The sequence below is a fragment of the Streptomyces sp. x-19 genome, from assembly GCF_046549115.1.
In the GTDB taxonomy this organism is placed as follows: Bacteria; Actinomycetota; Actinomycetes; order Streptomycetales; family Streptomycetaceae; genus Streptomyces; species Streptomyces albulus_C.
This window is the reverse complement of sequence record NZ_JAJPWK010000032.1, coordinates 1-17,575: the sequence shown is the minus strand read 5'-3', so window position 1 is coordinate 17,575 and position 17,575 is coordinate 1. Positions and strand designations below refer to the sequence as shown.

Here is a 17,575-nt window from a genome sequence, read left to right as displayed (position 1 = left end):
GCAGGCCGCTCACCCCGTGCTCAGGGCTTCCGCTGTTCCACAGGGGGTTTGGCTGACGCTGGCCGCCGGCGCCTCGCGCTCACCGGTCGGCGCCGCAGCCGTCGGCCTCCGTGCCCGACTCCGCTGTACCGGAAGCCGCACACGCCACCGCCACTGGTCGTAGCTTGCCTCGCCACTCTTCCGGCATTCCGGACATGGAGCTCCGGGTTAGGCTCACCTTCGTGAGCACATGCACCAGCGCTTCCCTCGACGCCGCCGAACCCCTCGCCGGAACGGCAGCCACCGCCCGGACCTGGCTTCTGATCGAACAAACCGGGCCGTGGGGTGCCAAAGCGCTGACGGACAGCCACTTCGACCCGGACCTCGGCCGGGCCCTGGAAGCCGCGGCAGACGGCACTGGCGTACGTGTTGCTCTCATCCGCCGTCCCGGACGCCACGCCGACCTTCACGGCGCTCCCCGACGCCGGCTCTTTCTCGCGCACACCGCGCCGGGCCACTCCTGGATCCGCACCACCACCGTCACCGATGTGCGGGCTGCGCTCGGCCTGGATTTCAGCGCCGCGGGAGCCGGAGACCATCGTGGCCTTTGGGAGCCCTACACCGGCGAACCTGTGGTCTTGGTGTGCACCAACGGCAAACGGGATCGCTGTTGCGCTCTTTTCGGCCGCCCGCTGGCCGCCCGCCTGGCCGCCGAGGGCTGCGTGACCTGGGAGGTGACGCACATCGGTGGCCACCGTTTCTCCCCCACCCTTTTCGTCCTCCCCTACGGCTACGCCTACGGTCGCGTCTCGGCTGAGCTCGTCGAGAATGTCGTGGAAGCGGCGCGTGGTGGCCTCGTCGCCCTCGATCAGTGCCGCGGCCGCTCGACGTGGGACCGACCGGCCCAGGCCGCTGACCTCGCGGTCCGCGAACTGCTTCGGGAATGCCGCGCGGACGCACTCGACGTCGTAGGGACCGACTCGGTGCGGCCCGAACCGGGGGATGCCGACGGCGAGCCTCCCGTTGCCGGGGCGGCTGCGGGCTCCGTTCGCAGTTGGGCGATTACTGTCGCGCACACCGACAGCCGCGCCTGGCGCGTGGTAATCGACCAGCGGACCGATGGTGCTCCGGCGCCCGCCAGCTGTGGTGCGCCGCTCGGTCCACCGACGCGTATGGCGGTCGCGTCCATCACTGCTCTTGCGGGCAGCGCTGCCGCCGGGATGCCTCTCGTACCCGCTCGGCCGCCGCGCTGACGTTTGGGGCGGTTCTGGCCCGGCCGCCTCCCCACTCCGCTTCGATTGCCGCGTTTCGCCGGCTGGCCCCCCATGTGCCCCAACGGCACGAGCCAACACGACCCCCAGGGCCAGTCCCAGCGCAGCGCCACATCCGAGCCCCAACACCAGCCCTGCGGCGCGCAAGCCGATGGCCCGATACCCGGTGCCTCGCACCACCGTTCCGGCCGCCCCTGCACGACCCACCACAGCACACATGCCTGCGCTCCCCTCCGTACGCGGCCATCGCGCGCACTCAGCTGGTTCCGTCACGCGTCCACGCACGGTGATCCGCGGCGTGACGAACGGGCACGAGACACCCACTGGCTCTCGCACATGACCTCGCGAGATTACGCACACCCAACTCGCCACCGCAGAGGCTGTGGATAACCCCAACTCCGCTCCTGGCACCGGCTTGACCATGCTTCGAAGAGCCCTGGCCGAGGCCCGACGAAGTGGACGCCGCCCTGCGTCCGTCTCTGCAGACTGCCTCCGGCGTAAAACTCAGATCAGAACCGCCGAACCGCCGCCACCAACCGCGCCGGCTCGTCCTGCAGCGAAGAGGAGTCACCCCAACCGGTCACGGCGCGGACGTACCTGGAGGATCGGCAAGGCCGTGCCGATAGGCATAGTGAATCGCCTGCGCCCGATCGCGCAGTCCGGCCTTGGCGAAGAGGTTGTTGATGTGGGTCTTCACGGTCGCTGTGGAGACATGCAACGTCCGGGCGATTTCGGGATTGGTCTGCCCTCCCGCAACGAGACGTAGGACGTCGACCTCCCTAGCCGTGAGCCCGTCCGGGGGCTCGTCGGGTGGTGAGGGGCGGCTCGGGGCAGGTTCGGCGATGCGTTCCAGCAGGCGGCGCTGGATCTTCGGGGACAACCCGGCCTCGCCCGAGAGCACGTCGTCGATGGCGCGGACGATCTCGTCCCCGTCCGCGTCCTTGGTGAGGTATCCGCGAGCGCCGGCCTGCAAGGCAGGGAAGAGCGAGTCGTCGTCGGCATACGTGGTGAGCACGACGACCTGGGTTCCCGGGTGATCCGTGCGGATGCGGCGGGTGGCTTCAACACCGTCACAGCGCGGCATCCGCAAGTCCATGAGGACAACATCGGGGCCAAGTTCAGCGACCATGCGGACGGCCTCGTCACCATCGGCGGCCGAACCGACAACCTCAATGCCCGGCAGCAGTCCCAGCAGCATCACGATGCCTTCGCGGACCACCGTCTGGTCATCGGCCACGACCACGCGCGCCGTAGTACGTGCCGTCATGCCGGCACCCACAACCGCACCACAAAACCCTCCTCATCAGGGCCGGACTCCAGAGTTCCGCCGAGGAGTTCGGCCCGCTCCCGCATCCCGCGGAGACCGTACCCGGAACCGCTCTGCCCGAGCTCCCCCGGTTTGCCTCGACCGCCCCAGTCACGCACCACCAGTCCCACGTTGTCGTCGGCGTACTCCAACCGCACCCGGACCTGGGCACCCGGTGCGTGCTTGCGCACGTTCGTCAGCGCCTCCTGCGCGACCCGTCGCACCGTGAGCCCCGCCTCCGCGGTCAGTGCGCGCTGCTCGCCGACGACGTCCAGCTGCGCGCCTTCAGCGGCCGCCAGACGGCGCAGGAAGTCCTCGACCGGGGACATCTCTCCACGCAGTGCAGAAAGGGCCTCACGCGTGCCGTCAAGCCCTTCTCGCGCCATTCCACGGCAGGCCACCACCCGCTCCAGGAGCTGATCACGGTCTACCTCCAGGTCGGCGCTGCGCTGGATCAACTGCCGGGCCGCCTCCAGGTGCACCAACTGGGCGCTGAGGCTGTGCGCGAGGATGTCGTGGATCTCGCGTGCGATCCGGCCCCGTTCGGCGAGCGCTGCCGATTCGGCCTCGGCTTTACGGGCCGCACGCTCCTGAGTCAACAGCCTCTGAGCGTTCCCCCGCGCCTCGGCATCGAGGCGGACGACATAGCCGGCCAGGGCTAGGCCCACGGCAGTCGCCGTAGTGGTCAGCCAGTTGTCGTTGTTCACCGCGGCGAACGCACCGAGTGCGACGGCAGAGCACAGCACCGCGGCCCTGAGGGGCAGTCGTTCCATCGCCGTCAGGGCGCAGGCGCACCACAGCACGATCGCCGGCAGACGGGCGCCGACCAGGAAGAAGCCGAAAGCCGCGGCCTCCAGAACGACGAACAATCCGATGGAGGGCCAGAGCCGCCGCTGCAACGTCATGCGGAAGAAGCCCCGGAACGCCACCACGGCGATGCCCAATGCGGCTCCTGCCGCAGCCAGCCCCCAGCCGTCGAAGGTGCCCCTCCCGAAGGTGGCCCAAAGCATGCCGGCGATCGCCAGGACGCGGATGCCGCGGCCGATCCACAGACGAGTCTCACTCAGGCCCTCATGGGTGAGTGACTCCCGCAGCGGCCATCTCGTCCAGGCGTTCGGCGGCACGTCGGGTCCTTTCAGTGCGGGGCGCAGGGGCTCAGCCCGCAACAGGGACACGGTACGTCTGCTGCGCTCCCTGGGCCCGCCACGCAGTCACGCCGGCACGGGTGAGCAGCATCGCAGCTACGGACAGCAGCGTCGTCTGGCTGCTCTGGTGAACGCCGAAGGCAGCCGCTATGCCCATGAGCCCCAGGCGCAGGGCCATGCCGCTCAGCCACACTCCTGCCGCCGCCCAGGTTCCCTTGGTCCAGACCGCACCGTTCTCGTCCGTCCAGATGCGCGTCGTCCACGCCCATGCCGCACCACTGGCCAGGCCGATCAGGAGGGTCACGATCAGCAGCACCACGGAGGTGGCGCGGTGCGACGGGTCCACGAGACCGGGCTGCCGCAGTGCCATGAAGATCAGAATGACCGGCATGAGCCACCATTTCCGGCCTTCGGACGTGATGCGCTGCGCCGTGAACTGCCGGGCGAAGACGATCGCGACAACTGCGATGAGCACAGCGATGTTGAGCAAGCCGCTCATGGCCTGAGCCTCCGTGGAACGGGAATTTTCGACGTTCCCGACGCTACGGAGAGGCCCCGGCCTCCTGGATCGGCGCCAGGGTGGGGCGGGGGTGGAAATGCCGACGGGCGTCTCTCCACCCGCGGGTGGAGAGACGCCCGTGCCGCGCGGGTGCCGGCTCAGGTGTCGATGCGCGAAAGGTCCAGAGTCGCGGCGGAGTTGGTGATGAACTCCTTGCGCGGGGCGACTTCGTTGCCCATCAGGAGGTCGAACGCCTTCTCCGCGGCTTCGAGATCGCTGATGTTGATGCGACGCAGCGTGCGGTGGCGCGGATCCATGGTCGTTTCGGCGAGCTGGTCGGCGTCCATCTCACCGAGACCCTTGTAGCGCTGCACGCTGTCCTTGTAGCGGACGTTCTTGCGCTGGAGCTCCAGGATGGTCTGTCGCAGCTCGTTGTCCGAGTACGTGTAGATGTACTTCTCCTGGCCCTTTTTGGGGTTGATCAACTCGACTCGGTGCAGCGGCGGGACGGCGGAGAAGACCCGGCCCTGCTCGACCATCGGCCGCATGTAGCGCTGGAACAGCGTCAGCAGCAGACAGCGGATGTGGGCGCCGTCGACGTCGGCGTCGGCGAGGAAGATGACCTTCCCGTAGCGGGCGGCGTCGATGTCGAAGGTACGGCCGGATCCAGCCCCTATGACCTGAATGATGGCGCCGCATTCGGCGTTCTTCAGCATGTCCGAAACCGACGACTTCTGGACGTTGAGGATCTTGCCGCGGATCGGCAGCAGCGCCTGGAACTCAGAATTCCGGGCCAGCTTGGCGGTGCCGAGTGCCGAGTCCCCCTCGACGATGAACAGTTCGCTGCGGTCGACGTCGTCACTGCGGCAGTCGGCCAGCTTGGCCGGCAGCGACGAGGACTCCAGCGCCGTCTTCCGACGCTGGGCCTCCTTGTGCTGGCGTGCGGCGATGCGCGTACGGGCCGCGGCGACGACCTTGTCCAGGACGGAACGCGCCTGCTGCTTGGCGTCCCGCTTGGTGGAGGTCAGGAACGCCTTGAGTTCCTTGCCGACCACCTGGGCGACGATCCGGGACGCGGCGGAAGTGCCCAGCACCTCCTTGGTCTGGCCCTCGAACTGGGGCTCAGCGAGCCGCACCGTCACGACGGCGGTGAGGCCCTCCATGGCGTCGTCCTTGACGACGTCGTCCTCGGCCACGCGCAGCAGCTTGCTGGATCGCAGCACCTCGTTGACCGTCTTGGTCACGGACCGCTCGAAGCCGGCGACGTGGGTGCCGCCCTTGGGGGTGGCGATGATGTTGACGAACGACTTGAGCGTCGAGTCGTAACCGGTGCCCCAACGGAGGGCGATGTCGACGCCCAGTTCCCGAGTGACTTCGGTGGGCGTCATGTGGCCGCGCTCGTCCAGGACCGGCACGGTCTCCTTGAAGGTGCCCTGACCGGTGAGCCGAAGGACGTCGCAGACGGCCTTGTCCTGCGCGAGGTACTCGCAGAACTCGCTGATGCCGCCGTCGTAGCGGAACGTCTCTTCCGTCTTCCCCGCGCCGTCGATGCCGCGCTCGTCCCGGACCACGAGGGTCAGGCCCGGCACCAGGAATGCGGTTTGGCGGGCGCGGGCGTGCAGCGTCTCCAGGGAGAGCTTGGCGTCCTTGAGGAAGATCTGCCGGTCCGCCCAGTAGCGGACGCGGGTGCCGGTCTTCGTCTTGGTGATGCGCTTGCCCTTGTGGAGCCCGTTTGCCGGCTCGAAGGGGGCGTCCGGGCCGGCCTTGGCGAAGGCGCCGGGGACGCCGCGGCGGAAGCTGATCGAGTGCGTCTTGCTGTTGCGGTCGACCTCGACGTCCAGCCGCGCGGAGAGCGCGTTGACGACGGAGGCACCGACGCCGTGCAGACCGCCGGAGGCGGCGTACGAGCCACCACCGAACTTTCCGCCGGCGTGCAGTTTGGTCATCACGACCTCGACGCCGCTGAGCCCGGTCTTGGGTTCGACGTCGACGGGGATGCCGCGGCCGTTGTCCTGGACCTCCACGGACCCGTCGCCGTGGAGGATCACCTCGATGTGGTCGCAGTAGCCGCCGAGCGCCTCGTCGACGGAATTGTCGATGATCTCCCACAGGCAGTGCATCAGTCCGCGACTGTCCGTCGAGCCGATGTACATGCCGGGACGCTTCCGGACGGCTTCCAGACCCTCAAGGACGAGCAGGTGCCGCGCGGTGTAGTTGGAACCGTCCCGGTCTGCCCCGGTCAGCACTGCGGTGGACGGCACGGACATCTCGGCGGTCACGCGGTTCGCTCCTCGCTGAATTTCTGGCAGTCCGCATTCCGCGGACTCGGTTGTGGCGGTGTCGCCGGTGAGAGGGTACCGAGGCCTAGTAGAGCCGATGTGACGCCACCCGTGAGCGTGACCATGGTAGTAGAATTTCGCTCGTACGTTCGATCGCTCGATGGGGTGACGTCCGAGTGACGTGCACATCACGTTCCCTTCGAGGCATGAACCATTTAGGCTCCGGGCACGTCCTCATCAACAACCGGCAAGCCAGCCGGGGGGACAGACTTCAGCAACCAACGTGAATCAGACCACCACGCAATACGGCTCATTCGCCGCCACCCGGCAGCACCCGGCTCCCTCGAAAGAAATTTTTCGGGGAAAAGGCACGAGCGGGAACGTTTTCGGCCTGGTTGGATGTTGACCCTGGTACGACAGCTCGTCGAGCTAGAGAAGAGGCGACGTGACTACTGTTCTGACACCCGCGAGCCCGCTGACGGCCGCTGACCGATGCGACCGCTGCGGCGCCCAGGCATACCTGCGCGTCGTCCTGATGTCCGGCGGAGAACTGCTCTTCTGCGCCCACCACGGCCGCAAGTTCGAGCCAGAACTCAAGAAGATCGCCGCGGAAATACAGGACGAGACGGAGCGGCTCACCACCACTCCGCAGTCTGCTTCCGAAGAGGAACGCTGACACTTCGCATCCACGACGAGCGAGTAGCGGCCCAGTGCCGTGCGGCGGGCGGTCTTTCCGGCACCACCGGGGAGGCCGCCCGTACTCGTGCCCTTTTGCAGCGCCTACGGCTTCCGTGAGCCGTTCAGCCAGCGCCGTGCGTCAAAACCGCCGGGAGGAGCGCGGAAGCCCGCGTGTACACCCCCGGGCTGCCCACACGCCCGCAGCCGGTCCCCCACGACACCAGCCCCACCAATTGCCCCCGCACCACCAGCGGGCCCCCGCTGTCCCCCTGGCAGGCGTCCCGCCCGCCCTTCGGCTCTCCCGCGCAGAGCATGGAGGCCGCGTTGTACGTCCCGTCCGCACTGCCCGGGTAAGCCCGCGCACACACCGTGTCACGCAGGACGTTCACCCTCGCCGACCGCAGCCGGGACGCGTAGCTGCCGTCCCCTGTCATGTCGCCCCACCCGTAGACGGTGGCGGTGTTGCCCGCCTCGTAGACGCCGTCGTTCGGGGGGGCTATCCGGATCGGCTGATTCGGGACGCGCTCCTGGAGGGTTATGACCGCCATGTCGTCCTCGTTGGTCCAGGTGTTGTAGTGCGGATGGATCCACACCTTGGCGACCTTGACCTCCTGCCCCTCCTTGGCGGTGAGGTTGTTGCGCCCGACGACGACGCGCAGGTCCTTTACCTCTTGCCACGGCAGTCCCAGTACTTCCCGCCCCAGGCAGTGCGCGGCCGTGACCACCGTGGCGTGCCCGACCAGGACACCGCCGCAGAACTGACCGGAGCGCTGCTCTCCGAACCGCTGGTGGGAAGCCAGGGCGACCGCCCAAGGGCTCTGCGAGGGGCGAACGGGCTTCCCCCCGACCACCGACTCGTCCGCGGCCGCCGAGGCCGGCACAGCGAGGATCAGCGCAAGGGCCCCGAGGGCGGCGCGTATGGTCGGGCGCATACGGACTCCTGACTCTGGGACAGCGGTCACCCACCCAGAGTGACCCAAACGGGCGCGCCCCGCACCCGGACGGCCGCGAGCCCGGCCTCCCACAGAGTGGAGGGCCGGGCTCGCAGCGCGGTGGGCCGTTACGGCTAGTCGAGGTAGTCCCGCAGCACCTGGGAGCGCGACGGGTGGCGCAGCTTCGACATGGTCTTGGACTCGATCTGGCGGATCCGCTCACGGGTGACGCCGTAGACCTTGCCGATCTCGTCGAGCGTCTTCGGCTGGCCGTCCGTGAGGCCGAAGCGCATGGACACCACGCCGGCCTCGCGCTCGGAGAGGGTGTCCAGCACCGAGTGCAGCTGCTCCTGCAGGAGCGTGAAGCTGACCGCGTCGGCCGGGACGACGGCCTCGGAGTCCTCGATGAGGTCACCGAACTCGCTGTCGCCGTCCTCGCCCAGCGGGGTGTGCAGGGAGATCGGCTCGCGGCCGTACTTCTGGACCTCGATGACCTTCTCGGGGGTCATGTCGAGTTCCTTGGCCAGCTCCTCCGGGGTGGGCTCGCGGCCCAGGTCCTGGAGCATCTGGCGCTGGACACGGGCCAGCTTGTTGATGACCTCGACCATGTGGACCGGGATGCGGATGGTCCGGGCCTGGTCGGCCATGGCGCGGGTGATGGCCTGGCGGATCCACCACGTCGCGTAGGTCGAGAACTTGTAGCCCTTGGTGTAGTCGAACTTCTCGACCGCACGGATGAGACCGAGGTTGCCCTCCTGGATCAGGTCCAGGAACAGCATGCCGCGACCGGTGTACCGCTTGGCCAGGGAGACGACCAGACGGAGGTTGGCCTCCAGCAGGTGGTTCTTCGCCCGGCGGCCGTCCTCGGCGATGATCTCCAGTTCGCGCTTGAGCTTCGGCGCGAGCTTGTCGCTGTTGGCGAGCTTGTCCTCGGCGAACAGGCCGGCCTCGATGCGCTTGGCGAGCTCGACCTCCTGCTCGGCATTAAGGAGCGGGACCTTGCCGATCTGCTTCAGGTAGTCCTTGACCGGGTCGGCGGTGGCGCCGGCCGCGGCGACCTGCTGGGCGGGGGCGTCGTCCTCGTCCTCGTCCGACAGCACGAAGCCGGCGTTCTCGGCGGTCTCGGCCTCGGCGGGCTCGCCCTTGCCGGGAGCCGGGGTCTCCTCGGTGAGCTCGTCCTCGAGCAGGTCGTCGACGTCCTTCTTGGACGACGTCTTCTTGGCCGTAGCCTTCTTGGCCGTGGTCTTCTTCGCGACCGCCTTCTTGGCAGTCGTCTTCTTCGCCGCGGCCTTCTTGGCGGGCTCGGACTCACCGGCGGCCGGGTCCGCCATGGGGGCGGCGGTCGCGGCGGTGGTGGTCTTCTTCACCGTGGCGGTCTTGGCCGCGACGGTCTTGGTGGCGGTGCGCTTCGCCGGACTCTTCGCTGCGACGCTCTTGCGGGTGCGCTTGGGCGCCTCTGCGGCACTGACCATCAGCGTCACACCCTCCTCGTCGAGGATTTGGTTGAGGCTGCGCAGAACGTTCTTCCACTGGGTTGGCGGAATCTGGTCAGCCTCGAAGGCCCGACGCACGTCATCGCCGGCGATCTGCCCATCTGCCTTTCCCCGCTCGATGAGCGCCATCACAGACTCGGACTCGGCGATCTCCGGCGGGAGCGTACGGGATGTGCTGGCCGACACGAACAACCTCTCGGAACGATGGAAACGGCTTCCGACCCCGTCCACTGTGGATCGGAGCCGACGACCGCCGGTGGGGATGGACCGACGGCGCAGGGGCAACCGGGGAGTTGAACAGCGTCACGAACGCCGCTCGTATTCCCTCCTCGGCTATCACCTCTTACGTCATCGCGCTCCCCCCGAGAGCGTTACGCCCAATCTGCGTGGCCCGAGTCACACCCCATAACGACCCCTTCCCCGCCATATGCCATGCAATCCTCTCAAATCCTTCCGCCGGATCCGGTAGAGGTCCCGGATCCGGCGATCTTGCGCTCCTTCGGTACGTACGGCGCGCCCTCGACAGCGGCATACGGAGCACGAGCGCGCGCGGTGCTTACGGTCCGCACGTGGTCGGGTACGCGCCTTCAGTGCTCGCGCGGGGCGGGGACGACGTGGTCCGCGGGGGTGCCGGCACCCTGGCCGCCGTTCTCCCCGTGGGAGGCGAGGAGCTGGCGCATCGCGGACTCGGCGGCGGTGGCGTCGCCGGAACCGATGGCGTCGACGACCCGCATGTGCTGACCCACGGACGTCTCGACCGGCCGCTCGCAGCCACCGCTGGCTCCGCCGGAGACGTGCAGGGCGGAGGTGACGATGCCCGCGAGATGCTCGAGCATGCGGTTGCCGGCGAGCTGGAGGAGCAGGGTGTGGAACTCGGCGTCCGCGCGGGCGAACGTCATGGTGTCCCCCTGGGCCGCGGAGTGGCCCATGATCTCGACCATGTCGGCGAGCCGCTGCTGGATGTCCTCCCGGGCGTGACCGGCGGCGAGGCGGGCGGCGAGCGGTTCGATCGTCCAGCGCAGCTCGCACAGCTCGCGACGCTGGTCGTCGCGCTGCGGCCCGTAGGCGCGCCACTCGATGATGTCGGGGTCGAGGAGGTTCCAGTCGCTGACCGGACGCACGCGGGTGCCGACGTTCGGGCGTGCGCTCACCAGGCCCTTGGCCTCGAGGACGCGCAGTGATTCGCGGACGACGGTGCGGGAGACCTCGAAGCGCTGGCCGATCTCCTCGGGGACGAGCGGACGGTCGGCGCCGAGATCACCGGAGACGATCATCTGGCCGAGCTGCTGGACGAGTTGGCCGTGCAGGCCGCGACCGCGACTGCCCGCCGCGCGTCGGCCGACCCGGCCGATGTCTGTCTCGTGGCCGTCCCAGACCGGGGAGACGCGCTCCGAGCGCTCCTGGCCGGTCGCGTTCGCGGCGTTGGCAGCGTTGGCGTAGGGATAGCGGTCAAGCTCGCCGGGGCCTGCGAGGCCGGTGTCGCCAGGGCGAGCCGCGGTCATCATGGTGTGCGCAAGGGTACTCACGCATCTTTTGTCGGCGGCACGCTGAACGGCCTTGAGGTCTTTGGTGAAAAGCACACGAAAGGGTGATCGCCCGTTATCTCGCAATTGACGCTTTATCGGAAAGAAATGCGCTTTCGGGGGCGAGTTGTGGGCAGCGGGCGCAACAACGGGGCCCGAAAGCGGGCGTTTTGGTCACGCAGGGCCGCCATCCCGTTAGCACGGTGAACACATAAGCGCAGACCAGAGCCAGGGCAGCAACCGCCTTATGGCCGGGGCTGGTTGGGGCTTCGGATGACGGCGCGAACGGCGTGCGTCGATCACTTCCGGACGTCAGGTGGTGCGCAGCGGGCGGACGTGGGAAGGGCGCCGTGGCGCGAGCCGTCGTTGTCGTGGTGCGCCGTCGTGTCCGGCGGTCAGTTGGGACGGGTGGACGGGGAGTTGCCGAGTGCTGCCTGGCGGGCCGGGTGATGACCGTGGGGCGGAAATGTGGCGGTGTCGGTGAAGTCGCCTGGGGATTCACCGTCGCGGGGTCGCCGGGTTCCGGCATCACGGTGGGGGTGGGCTTGTGGTGGCCGCCGTGCCGCTGGGGTGCCGAGGTCACCGAGGACGGTGGGTTCGGTGGCGGCTCGTTGACGGTGGGGAGCATCGGAGCCCGGGAACCGGCAGGTGGCGCGCAGCGGAGGTTGGTGGCGGGCCGCCGTCCGAGGGCGCAAGCCAGCAACGCGGTCCGGTGGTGGCGGGAGGGCTCGGCTGCCGTGAAGCGGCACCGGTCCGTGCGGGGCGCGGGGTGGGTCAGACCTCCGGGCGCAGCATCGGTGGGTTGAGCAGGGTTGCGCCGCCGGCGCGGAAGAGCTGGGCCGGGCGGCCGCCCTGGCGGGTGGTGGTGCCGCCGGTGGGGACCAGGAAGCCGGGGGTGCCGGTCACCTTGCGGTGGAAGTTGCGCGGGTCGAGGGCGACGCCCCAGACCGCTTCGTAGACGCGGCGCAGCTCGCCGACGGTGAACTCCTGCGGGCAGAAGGCCGTCGCGAGCGAGGAGTATTCGATCTTCGATCGAGCGCGTTCCACCCCGTCGGTGAGGATGCGGGCGTGGTCGAAGGCGAGCGGGGCGGCCAGGTCGCCTTCGCGGGCGTGGGCGTTGTTCTCCTGGTCCAGGAGCGTTTCGACGGGGGCCCAGCGGGCGCTGTGGGCGTCCCCGCCGGCCCGGGGTGCGGGCAGGTCGGGGGCGAGGACCAGGTGCGCGACGCTGACCACGCGCATGCGGGGGTCGCGCTTCGGATCGCCGTAGGTGGCGAGCTGTTCGAGGTGCGCCCCGTACACGGGCGGCGGGCTGCCCTCGGGCGGGTAGGCGTGCAGGCCGGTCTCCTCGACGAGCTCCCGCGCGGCCGCCTCCGCCAGGTCCTCGTCGGCCCGGACGAACCCGCCGGGCAGGGCCCAGCGACCCTGGAACGGCGGCTCACCGCGGCGTACCGCCAGCGCGCACAGGGCGTGGCGGCGCACGGTGAGCACGACCAGGTCGACGGTGACAGCGAAGGGCGGGAAGGCCGACGGGTCGTAGGGAGGCATGTCGTGATCATAGTCGTCCGCCTGACGATAAACAGGTCATGCGGGCGTCAGGCCCTCAGTTGTAGACCGTCCGCGGCTTCCTCGACCATGCCCATCCCGAGGCGGCTGATCCGCACGGCGAAGGGGTACTCGGCGATGGTCAGTCCGGTCAGTTGCACCGCCCCGAGCGGGGCGTTGCCGAGCGGGCGGACCGCGACCGTGCCGGCCGGCACGTCGGGGCGCAGTCCGGCGAGGGCGATGAGTATCTGCACCGCGCCGGCCGCCGCGAGGGCTGCGGGGCGGCAGGCCGCCGGGTGCGGCACGGGGACGCTGCCGGCCGTGCGCTGCTCCCCCGCGAACATCTCCGGCAGGCGGTAGCCGAAGTGCTCGGCGGCGTCGAGGAGTCCCTTGGCCAGGGCTCCGGCGGCGGCTTCGTGGCCGGCGGCGGCCAGGCCGATGGCGGCGACGGCGGTTTCGTGGACACGGACCGCTCCGCTGCGGTGGCCGAAGGGGTTGTAGCCCTTCTCCTTCGCGCCGAGTCCGCGCAGGCCCCAGCCGGAGTCCAGGGCGGGGCCGCGGAGCAGTCGGGACAGTTGATCGGTCTGGGGTGCGTCCAGCAGGCCGGGGGCGAAGGCGCCGCCGCCCAACAGGCCGGTGTCGAGGAGGTGGGCCGCTGTGGCCCCGAGGTGCGGGACGGGGCGGCCGTCGCCGGTGAGCAGGGCGGCGGGGTGGCCGCCTCCGCGGTCGTCCACCCAGAAGTCGGTGCGGAAGCGGGCGCGCAGTTCCGCCGCCCAGTCGCGGAGCTCGGGGGCGCCGGGGGATCCGCAGGCGTCCAGGAGGTCGGCGCCGAGGACGGCGGCACGGTGGGCGTGGGCCTGGGTTTCGCAGCGGTAGGGGCCGTCGGGTGCGGGGTCGGGGAGGTAGCCGCCGCGGTCCGCGCCGCGTGGGTCGGTGGCGGTGCGCAGCCATTGGAGGCAGCGTGCGGCGGCGGGTAGCAGTCGCTCGGTCTCCTCGTCGGGCAGGCCCCAGCGGCGGGCCTCCGCCAGGACGGCCGGGAAGAGGAGCGTGGCCTCGATGCCGGTGCACCCGGCCGGTGCGTGTGGTCCGGCGTCCCGGAGCGGGCCGGGAATTCGGCCGAAATCCGCTCCTGGGGTGGCCTGTTGGGTGCGGGCGAGGGTGCGCAGGGTGCTGGCGACGAGCCGCGTGCCGAGTGGGAGAAGCATCCGGGCGGTCCAGAGGGCCTCGGCGGGTGCGAGGCCGCAGCGCCAGGGGAAGCCGCCGGCGACGAAGACGTCGGTGGGTAGAGCCGGGTCGCGCATGAGCAGCCCGTGCAGGTCGTCGAGGCTGCCCGCCATGAGGGCGTCGGCCCGGGGGTCGTCGCATTCGAGGCGGCCTGCGGACCAGGACCGCGGGGGCCGATCGTGTCGGATGCGGGGGCCGGTGTGGCCGGTGCGGGGGCCGGGGACCAGGGTGCCGCCGTTCCGTCTGACCTGGCTGGGCGGGCCGCTCTCCAGGCGGGGGTGGAGTTCGATGGCGCGTCGGCCGCCGGGCGGCAGGTCAAGTTCCCAGCGGAGTAGGCCCGCAGCGGCGAGGACGTCCTGGGGCGTGGGGGTCGCGGTCACCACGGCGTGGGCGCCGCGTCCGGACCAGCGGAGGCCGGATCCGTGGACGGCGGCGCGGAGTTCCGCGCCCGGGAGGCCGACGGCCGCCGCTCCGAGGTCGGCCAGGTCGGTGCCCAGGTGGATTTCGACGGGCAGCCGGACGGGGCGGGTGGCGCTGCTGTGGAAGGTGATCCGCTCGGTGCCGTCGGCGGACCGCAGGCGCTCCATGCGGATCTCCGGGTCCGGCCCGCGCTCGCCCGATCTGCGGATCACGCCGGTGAAGTGGGCACGGTCCGCGCCGACCAACCGCCCCTGGACGACGAGGGGTTCCTCGCCCGCGACGCGTACTTCGCAGCGGGCGAGGATCCGCCGGCCGTCGCGGTAGCAGCCGTCCAGTCCCTGGCCGGTCAGCTGGCCCGTGGGGGACGACACGGCGAGCGACGGCAGGGCCATGCAGACGAGCACCGCATGGACCGCTTGGGGTTGGGGCGGTCGGGTCGGTGGGGTGTGCCGTTCCGTGGTGGTTCGGTGGGCCTGGGTGAGGGGGACGATCCCTGGCACGCTCTGCGCTCCCTGGTGAGGTCGGGGCTCCAATACGGCCTACGCCACTCAGGTGAACGGTGCGGCCGGCGCCCAGGTCACGCCGGCCGTGCCCGGCCCGGTGCGGTCACTGTCGGCTTCGGTCACCGTCCTTTCCCGTCCGGCGGGTGTCGGTCGTGCGGGGACGGGGGCCGGTGCCGCCGCGTGGCCCGCGGGAGCGGGTGGTGTTCGCCGGGCGCGAGGGTGCCGGCCGCTTGGTGGATCGTCGTCGGCCCGGCGTGGCGGTGCCGCCGCCCGCGGCGGCCTCGGTCTCGTCGCGCTGTTGGCGCAGGCAGCGGCGGAGCGGCTCGGGGTCCAGGCCCTCGTTGATGGCGCGGTGCAGCAGTTGGGCGAAGAGGCAGTCGGGGTCGGCGGCCAGGGCTCGGCTGAGCGCGACGCGGGCGGAGGGGCCGTCCGCCGTGGACCAGCACACCCAGCCGGCGAGGGTCAGGGGCGCCGCCGCGTGTTCGACGTAGCCGCCGGTGCAGCGGCGGGCGAGGGCGCGCCACAGCCGGAGCGCCGCGGCGGCGTCGGGGCCGTCCATCCATTCCGCGGCCCGGTCGCGGGTGGCGCGGTCCTGGAGGCCGAGGATGAGGGTGGCGGCCTCGGCGTCGGTGATCAGTGCGTCGTCGCAGGCGTCGCGGGCGCGGTTGCTGCCGGCGGGGGTGTCCTGGCGGAACCGGTGGATCATGGCGGTGGCCAGTTGGAGGGTGGCGTGGTGGACGGTGGTGGCGCCGTCCGGTCGGAGCATCTGCGGCAGGAGTTCGGAGGCGGCGGTGTCGAGCGCCTCCTCCTGGTCGGTGCCGCGCCGGCCGGTGCGGGGCGCGAGCCGGGACTCCATCTCCTTGAGCGAGCCGCGCACCTGCATGCCGGCGTAGGCGGCGGCCGCGGCCATCACGGACGTACCGGGCAGGCACAGGGCGGTGCCGTCGGCGGGGCAGCAGCGGTAGTCGGGGCAACAGTAGGACCAGTAGCGGCCGTTGGAGAGGCACAGGGCTTCCAGGACGGGCACGTCCAGGGCGCCGCAGGCGGTGCGCAGTCGCTGGGCCAGGGGGCGGAGGCGCTCCTTGACGTCCCGGCCGCTCTCGCCCGGCGCCGGTTCCCTGCAGAGGAAGACGAGAATGCCGACGAGGCGGTCGGTGCGCTTGCGGGCGCCGGAGATCAGGGAGTCGGCGAGTTGGTCGCTGACGTCGGGCCAGTGGGACGGGTCGGTGGGGATGCCGAGGCGCAGCCGGCCGCCGAAGCGGGTGCGCTCGCCGTGCAGGGCGACCATCACGATGCTGTCGTCCGGATGGAAGCCGAGCAGGTACGGCAGTGCGTCGGCGAGCTCGGCGGGGCCGCGCAGGACGACCTGTGGTGCGGTGGGCGGGCTCGCGGCCGCGTCGGGGGATCCGGATCCGTCGGTGGGGCCGGCCGGAGTGTGGGGGGCGGCGGGGTCGGTGGTGGGCGGTCCGTAGGCGCTGCAGGAGAGGGTGGGGGTCGGCGGGTCGTAGGGGGTGCCGGGGGTGCGGTCGGGGGTCGGCGGGCGGGACGGGTCCGGGCCGGGCGTGGTGGTCGGCGGTGCGGGATCGCCTCCGGTGCCGGGCCGGGTGCTGCCCCGACCGCGGGGGCCGGGCACTCGGCCCCCGCGGTCGGGGGCGCCGTTGTCGTCGGGCGAGGGGGCGCCGTGGGCGCGGGGGTCGTCGGAGTGCGGCTCGTGCGGTTCGCTGTGCGGATTCATGGCTCGAAGATCCCGCGGTCGTGCGGGGTTCCGCGACCCCTGTGGATAACTCTCGACCGGCGCGGTTTTCCACAGTTCGAGGTGGGGGTTCGCGCGTTGTCAGTGACATCGGGTTGCATGGGGGCATGAGCAACGAAGACCTGCGTGCCGCGGCCGATGCCGTCCTCAGTCGACTCGTCGGGGATCCCGGCGGGACGGCCCGGCTGCGCGAGGACCAGTGGCGGGCGATCGAGGCGCTGGTGGCCGACCACCGCCGTGCCCTGGTCGTGCAGCGCACCGGCTGGGGCAAGTCCGCGGTCTACTTCGTCGCGACGGCGCTGCTGCGGGCGCGCGGCAGCGGGCCGACGGTGATCGTCTCGCCGCTGCTCGCGCTGATGCGCAACCAGGTCGACGCGGCGGCCCGCGCCGGTATCCGGGCGCGCACCATCAACTCCGCCAACACCGAGGAGTGGGACACCGTGCAGGCCGAGGTGGCGGCCGGTGAGGTGGACGTCCTGCTGGTGAGCCCCGACGCTCTAGTTTTCCACACTTTGAACTCCAGCTACTGTTCAGCAGGTTCTCGGGCCCGATGGAGCACTCGGCGCGTGTTTTCAGCTGATACGGCGTCGGGAGCCGCGTGCTCTTGGCAGTTGCCAAAGCCTGCATTGCGGCCTCCCAGAATTCGGACGCGCGCCAGCGGCCCGAATAGGTCTGGAGGGTTGCAGCTTGGCCGAACAGCGCGGGGAAATCGCTCCAAGAGACACCCGTGCGGACCTTGTAGAGGATTCCGGTCATCACCAGTCGAGGGCTGATCCCTCGGGGCTTGTGGGTGGTCATTGGCGCGATCTTCATCCACCCTTCGTCGGTTAGCAGCGGGACTGGTAGTTGCCTCTCGGTGAACCACGCTGCTACCGCGCAGGGCTGCCCATTGCGCCGCCGCCTAGTAGTGCTTTGTTACGTGGTCTTGTCACGGTGGGTGTGTGGTAGTTCGCTGGTTGTATGAGGGCTGGGGAACTTGCTGTGTGTCGGGGCCGGTTGGAGGAGTTTGCCGGGGAGGTGTTTGCGCC

Annotated in this window: 13 protein-coding genes and 1 pseudogene; 3 read left to right on the top strand and 11 right to left on the bottom strand. The window is 70.5% G+C overall.

Going from position 1 to position 17,575, the window contains the following annotated elements; all coding sequences use genetic code 11:
- Nucleotides 1–221: 221 nt before the first annotated feature.
- The gene (locus ACLJT4_RS37820; protein ID WP_411129556.1) at nucleotides 222–1,232 is read left to right on the top strand and encodes a sucrase ferredoxin; all 1,011 of its coding nucleotides are present in this window, start codon (nucleotides 222–224) and stop codon (nucleotides 1,230–1,232) included.
- A gap of 598 nt (nucleotides 1,233–1,830) precedes the next feature.
- On the opposite strand, the gene ACLJT4_RS37815 is transcribed toward ACLJT4_RS37820, so the two are convergent.
- The 4 genes from ACLJT4_RS37815 to ACLJT4_RS37800 form a co-directional block, all read right to left on the bottom strand.
- Complete coding sequence (locus tag ACLJT4_RS37815; protein ID WP_411129554.1) at nucleotides 1,831–2,517, bottom strand: response regulator transcription factor; 687 nt, start codon at nucleotides 2,515–2,517, stop codon at nucleotides 1,831–1,833.
- The gene (locus ACLJT4_RS37810) at nucleotides 2,514–3,680 is read right to left on the bottom strand and encodes a sensor histidine kinase (protein WP_411129552.1); all 1,167 of its coding nucleotides are present in this window, start codon (nucleotides 3,678–3,680) and stop codon (nucleotides 2,514–2,516) included. The genes ACLJT4_RS37815 and ACLJT4_RS37810 overlap by 4 nt, the downstream gene beginning before the upstream one ends.
- Before the next feature lie 31 nt (nucleotides 3,681–3,711).
- Nucleotides 3,712–4,200: a DUF1453 domain-containing protein gene (locus ACLJT4_RS37805; protein WP_411129550.1), complete on the bottom strand. Its 489-nt coding sequence runs from the start codon at nucleotides 4,198–4,200 to the stop codon at nucleotides 3,712–3,714.
- 158 nt (nucleotides 4,201–4,358) lie between these two features.
- Complete coding sequence (locus ACLJT4_RS37800; RefSeq protein ID WP_016572950.1) at nucleotides 4,359–6,479, bottom strand: type IIA DNA topoisomerase subunit B; 2,121 nt, start codon at nucleotides 6,477–6,479, stop codon at nucleotides 4,359–4,361.
- Between the two features lie 445 nt (nucleotides 6,480–6,924).
- On the opposite strand from ACLJT4_RS37800, the gene ACLJT4_RS37795 reads away from it, so the two are divergent.
- On the top strand, nucleotides 6,925–7,155 hold the full coding sequence (locus tag ACLJT4_RS37795; RefSeq protein WP_016572951.1) for a hypothetical protein: 231 nt from the start codon (nucleotides 6,925–6,927) through the stop codon (nucleotides 7,153–7,155).
- 124 nt (nucleotides 7,156–7,279) lie between these two features.
- Here ACLJT4_RS37795 and ACLJT4_RS37790 read toward each other — a convergent pair whose 3' ends face one another.
- From ACLJT4_RS37790 to ACLJT4_RS37765, 6 genes are all read right to left on the bottom strand, one after another.
- Nucleotides 7,280–8,089, bottom strand: coding sequence for a S1 family serine peptidase (locus tag ACLJT4_RS37790; RefSeq protein WP_411129548.1), 810 nt, complete (start codon nucleotides 8,087–8,089; stop codon nucleotides 7,280–7,282).
- Between the two features lie 134 nt (nucleotides 8,090–8,223).
- On the bottom strand, nucleotides 8,224–9,774 hold the full coding sequence (locus tag ACLJT4_RS37785) for an RNA polymerase sigma factor (RefSeq protein WP_411129546.1): 1,551 nt from the start codon (nucleotides 9,772–9,774) through the stop codon (nucleotides 8,224–8,226).
- A 395-nt stretch (nucleotides 9,775–10,169) separates the two neighbouring features.
- Nucleotides 10,170–11,162, bottom strand: a complete 993-nt coding sequence (locus ACLJT4_RS37780; RefSeq protein WP_411129544.1) for a FadR/GntR family transcriptional regulator — start codon at nucleotides 11,160–11,162, stop codon at nucleotides 10,170–10,172.
- Nucleotides 11,163–11,879: 717 nt separating this feature from the next.
- Nucleotides 11,880–12,650 (bottom strand): NUDIX hydrolase, encoded by a 771-nt coding sequence (locus ACLJT4_RS37775; protein ID WP_411129543.1) that lies wholly within the window; start codon nucleotides 12,648–12,650, stop codon nucleotides 11,880–11,882.
- A gap of 47 nt (nucleotides 12,651–12,697) precedes the next feature.
- Nucleotides 12,698–14,683 carry a glycogen debranching N-terminal domain-containing protein gene (locus tag ACLJT4_RS37770; protein ID WP_411129610.1) on the bottom strand — a complete coding sequence of 662 codons (1,986 nt, stop codon included), beginning with the start codon at nucleotides 14,681–14,683 and terminating at the stop codon, nucleotides 12,698–12,700.
- A 214-nt stretch (nucleotides 14,684–14,897) separates the two neighbouring features.
- On the bottom strand, nucleotides 14,898–16,529 hold the full coding sequence (locus tag ACLJT4_RS37765) for a DUF4192 family protein (RefSeq protein ID WP_411129542.1): 1,632 nt from the start codon (nucleotides 16,527–16,529) through the stop codon (nucleotides 14,898–14,900).
- A gap of 125 nt (nucleotides 16,530–16,654) precedes the next feature.
- On the opposite strand from ACLJT4_RS37765, the pseudogene ACLJT4_RS37760 reads away from it, so the two are divergent.
- Nucleotides 16,655–17,047, top strand: a pseudogene (locus ACLJT4_RS37760) (DEAD/DEAH box helicase); the annotation flags it as partial.
- Here the strand turns inward: ACLJT4_RS37760 and ACLJT4_RS37755 are convergent.
- On the bottom strand, nucleotides 16,956–17,345 hold the full coding sequence (locus tag ACLJT4_RS37755; RefSeq protein WP_411129608.1) for a transposase: 390 nt from the start codon (nucleotides 17,343–17,345) through the stop codon (nucleotides 16,956–16,958). The pseudogene ACLJT4_RS37760 and the gene ACLJT4_RS37755 sit on opposite strands and share 92 nt — an antisense overlap.
- Between the last annotated feature and the right edge of the window lie 230 nt (nucleotides 17,346–17,575).